Genomic DNA, 4,239 nt, shown 5'->3' with positions numbered 1-4,239 from the left:
GCCGAGGACCCCGCGCCTCCCCCCGAGGAGCAGGTCTCCGAAGAGCCGCCCCCGCCGGTGTCGGCGGAGTACCCCCTGCCGGATGAGCCCGCCCAGCCGAGCGCGATGGCGGCGCTCAAGGACAAGGGCAAGCTCGTCCCCCTCGTGGTGATGAGCGTGGTGGGCCTGGTCTTCCTGGTGCTGATGATTGCCGTGCTCGCGGGCGCCTAGCGTCGCGAGCAGGCCCCTGCCCTCAGGCGAGGACATTCCTGCCGCCCGCGCGTCCCTGTCACGCGCGGGCGGAGGGCCATCCGAGGCTATCGCGTGGAGATGCGCGCCACGGGCTGGATGTTCAGCTCGGGCGACAGCTCCTGGTAGCTGAGCACGGAGAACGACGGGTTGAACTCGTACTCCAGCAGCTTGCGGACGTAGCGGCGGATGTCCATGGCCGTGAGGATGACGGGCCGCTGCGCGCTGGGCGGCAGGTGGCCACACTCCGAACGCACGGCCTGGACGATTTCCTGCGCCAGCTCCGGCTCCAGCGCCAGGTGCGCGCCCGCGGAGGTCCGCTTCACCGAGCCGCGGATGGCGTCCTCGATGTTCGGGTCCAACAGGTACACCACCAGGGTGCCGGTGCCACGCGCGTACTTGTGGGAGATGTAGCGGCGCTGGGCCGCGCGGACATGCTCGGTGAGCATGACGTTGTCCGCCTCCACCTGCCCGTACTCGGCCAGGGCCTGGAGGATGCCGCGCAAGTCGCGGATGGAGATCTCCTCCTCCACCAGACGCTGGAGGATGTCCGTCAGCTTCAGCACGTTGACGACCTTGGGGACGACCTCCTTCACGATGGCGGGGAAGGCCTTCTCCAACTGCTCCAGCATCGTCTGCGTCTCCTGCACGCCGACGAACTCACGGGCGTTGCGCCGCAGCACGGCGGCGGTGTGCAGGATGATGTAGCCGGGCACGTCCCACGTCGTGAGGCCGGCGGCCTCCAGCGTGTCGCGGTACTGCTCGGGGACCCAGGCGGCGGGCTGCCGGGTGGCGGGGTTCACCGCCTCGAAGCCCTGGATGTTCATCAGCCGCAGCCGGTCCACCGTGTCGTTCACCAGGACATGGCCCAGCGTGGCCTGGCCGGTGACGACGGGCACCTCGTTGATTTGAATCTGGTACGCGCCTGGCGGCAGCGAGCCGTTGCCACGCGCGCGCACGCCCGGGAAGCGCACGCCCAGCTCCACGAAGAGGCCATCACGCATGAACGGGATGAGCTCGAAGAGGAACTTCCCGTCGTCCTGGCGCGAGTCCACGAAGGGGACCAGCGCGTCGGAGACTTCCAGGACGATGGGCGTGACGACGGGGATGAACAGCTCGGAGTCCGGATTGAGGGCTTCCTTGGGCGCGGGCTCGGATGCCATGGGCGTGCCCAGGTCCGTCTCCATGGCCGGGCCGGCATCCTCCGCCTCCACCGCCTGCTTCTGCTTCTTCAGCATCGTCCAGGCGCCCAGACCCGCGCCGATGCCCAGCAGGAAGAAGGGAATCTTCGGCAGACCGGGCACCAGGCCCAGGACGATGAGCATGCCGGCGGCAATGGCGATGGCCTTCGGGTAGGCCGTCAGCTGGGAGCCCATGTCCATGCCCAGGTGATTGCCCTCTTCCTCACCCGCCACGCGCGTCACGATGATACCGGCGCAGGTGGAGACGAGGATGGCGGGAATCATGCCGACCAGACCGTCACCGATGGTGAGCAGCGTGTACTTCTGCGCCGCGTCGCCAGCGGACATGCCCTTCTGCGTCACGCCGATGATGAGGCCACCGACGATGTTCACGACGGTGATGATGATGCTCGCGATGGCGTCGCCCTTCACGAACTTCATGGCGCCGTCCATGGCGCCGAAGAGCTGGCTCTCACGCTCCAGGTCGCGGCGCTTCTTCTTGCCCTGGTCCTGGTCGATGGAGCCGGCCCGCAGGTCGGCGTCGATGGACATCTGCTTTCCGGGCATCGCGTCCAGGGTGAAGCGGGCGGCCACTTCGGCGACGCGCTCCGAGCCCTTGGAAATCACGATGAAGTTCACGATGACCAGGATGATGAAGAGGATGGCGCCGACGACGAAGTTGCCCTGCACCACGAAGTTGCCGAACGCCACCACCACCTCTCCCGGGTCACCGGTGAGGAGGATGAGACGCGTGGTGGAGATGGTGAGGGCCAACCGGAACATCGTGGTGATGAGCAGCAGCGTCGGGAACACCGACAGGTGCAGCGCCGCTGGCACGTAGAGGGACACGAGGAGCAGCACCACCGAGATGCTGATGTTCAGCGTCAGCAGCACGTCCAGCAGCAGCGTGGGCAGCGGGACGATCATCATCCCGACGATGGCCACGACCACCACGGCGAGGACGATGTCGGAGTACTTGGAGAGGAAGCTGTTCGAATTGGTGGCAGCCATCAGCGGTCAGGCATCCTAGGCCAACCCGGGTGCCTTCTGTCAGGGGGGGCGTCGCGAAGGGCCCTCCCCCACGACGAAACCCGCCGTTCTCCCTCGGGCGGAAGCAGCCGGGCAGTCAACCGAAGTGGACATTCCTTCTTGCACCGCGCCCCGTCACGCGGGTTCATCCCCCTGTCGTGCCCTGCCGTCCTGGAGGGCCGGGGCAGGTCACACGAAACCTGGGAGAACACGATGCGACTGAAGAATGCCTTGAGCAGAGGTCTTCCGCTGATGTTGCTGGGGGCGTCCCTGGCCTGTTCGGCCTGCTCGGACGGCGGCCCCAGCGGCCCTGGCCCCTCTGGCGAGAGGGAGAAGAACGTCGTCAAGGGCAAGGCCACGGACACCGCGGGCAAGCCCCTGGCGGGGGTGGAGGTGGTGGCCGACAATCAGGTCCTCTACAACTCCGACGTGGTGGGCGTGACGGGCGCGGACGGCACCTACCGGCTGGAGCTGGGCCAGGCGGCCACCACCTGGAACGCCAGCGCGCGGCTCAAGCGCGACTTCAACGGCCGCAGCTACACCTTCGAGCTGCACCCCACCAACGCCACCCCCTTCGCGGGCAACGAGGGCGCCGTCCGGGACTTCAGCTGGAAGCTGACCGGCGCGAAGCCCGAGGGCGGCGTCTATGGCAGCGGCGTCTACTTCGACCTCAGGGATTATGTCGATCCGTCCGACCCTGATCAGGCGGTGACGCGTGAGCACATCGAGCTGACCCTCACCCCCACGGGCCCCCTGGTGGACGGGAGTGCCGGCACCCCGACGACGGCCCGGGGCAGCAACACGCCGGACGGCTTCGGGCTCCCGGACGTTGCCCTGGGGCGCTACACCGTGACGGGCCGCTACGCGCCACCGGGCCAGGCCGTCCGCCCGCTCGTCGTGCGCGTGCAGGGCGAGGAGACCTACACCGAGTCCGTGACGGTCGACTTCAAGCCCGTCATCGAAGGCGGTGACGGTCCGTACCGCCTGGACGTGGAGCTGAAGTTCCCCTGAGCCCAAGGGCCAGGGAAGGCGGGCCGGGGCCTTCGAGCGGCCCCACCCGCGCCTACGCCGCGCCGTCGGATTCGGAAGACGGCGACCCCTCGGCGCTCTCCAGCGCCGCGGCGGCCAGCATCCGGGCCCGGGCGCTGAGCGGATCCTGCCCTTCGGGATCCAACCCCACCGCGTGATTGAAGTCCCGGGCGGCCTCGTGGACCTTGCCGAGCCGCAGGTGGACTTCCCCGCGGTTGACGAAGGGGGTGAGGTCCGTGGGGTCCAGCTCGATGGCGCGGTTGAAGTAGGACTCGGCCAGGTCCAGGTCTTCCAGCGCCAGGTGGCAGGCGCCCAGCGCCGTCTGGAAGTAGGCCTCGGTGGGGTCCATGGCCGCCAGGGACTGGAACAAGGTCAGCGACTCACGGAAGCGGCCGTCCTGGAAGAGGTTGAAGCCTTCCGTGGCCCGTTCGAGCATCTCCGGGCCGGACAGGGGCTTCACGTCGTCGTTGGTCACCGTTGCCTTGGATTCAGTCGTCATCTGCACACATCCCTCACGAGGGCGGGAGGACGGCCCCGGAGCCGGTAGGGCAAGCGGTTCCGGGCGCCGGGAGCTTAGACTGTTATCGGCTTTTCCACCAAAACGGTGCGCCGCTTCGGAAGCGATATTCCCGCCGCCGGCGCGAAAAAATGGATCAGAAAATGGGGAGGAAACTTCTGGCCCCCTTTCTCCCATAATCCTTTTGTAAGCAGCGCCGCCGCAAACCACCCGCTTCCCAAACTTTCTGGAGAACGCAAATGACCACCGCCACCA

4 protein-coding genes and 1 pseudogene are annotated in these 4,239 nt (G+C 67.7%); 2 read left to right on the top strand and 3 right to left on the bottom strand.

Features of this window, described 5'->3' with window-relative positions; translation table 11 throughout:
• Positions 1–210: pseudogene (locus HNV26_RS37030) on the top strand (FHA domain-containing protein); the annotation flags it as partial.
• Between the two features lie 86 nt (positions 211–296).
• On the opposite strand, the gene sctV reads toward HNV26_RS37030, so the two are convergent.
• On the bottom strand, positions 297–2,420 hold the full coding sequence (gene sctV / locus HNV26_RS37025) for a type III secretion system export apparatus subunit SctV (RefSeq protein ID WP_171443573.1): 2,124 nt from the start codon (positions 2,418–2,420) through the stop codon (positions 297–299).
• Between the two features lie 231 nt (positions 2,421–2,651).
• Between sctV and HNV26_RS37020 the strand changes: the two genes are divergently transcribed.
• On the top strand, positions 2,652–3,449 hold the full coding sequence (locus tag HNV26_RS37020; RefSeq protein WP_253817397.1) for a carboxypeptidase-like regulatory domain-containing protein: 798 nt from the start codon (positions 2,652–2,654) through the stop codon (positions 3,447–3,449).
• Between the two features lie 52 nt (positions 3,450–3,501).
• On the opposite strand, the gene HNV26_RS37015 is transcribed toward HNV26_RS37020, so the two are convergent.
• Together HNV26_RS37015 and HNV26_RS38025 are read right to left on the bottom strand one after the other, a co-directional pair.
• Entirely contained in the window at positions 3,502–3,966 is a 465-nt protein-coding gene (locus HNV26_RS37015) for a tetratricopeptide repeat protein (protein WP_171443571.1), read from the bottom strand.
• Between the two features lie 74 nt (positions 3,967–4,040).
• The coding region (locus HNV26_RS38025; protein WP_216613082.1) for a hypothetical protein at positions 4,041–4,239 on the bottom strand (199 nt) is incomplete at its 5' end.

It is taken from the genome of Myxococcus xanthus (assembly GCF_013116825.1).
GTDB classification, from domain to species: domain Bacteria; phylum Myxococcota; class Myxococcia; order Myxococcales; family Myxococcaceae; genus Myxococcus; species Myxococcus xanthus_B.
This window is presented reverse-complemented; position numbering and strand designations above follow the sequence as displayed.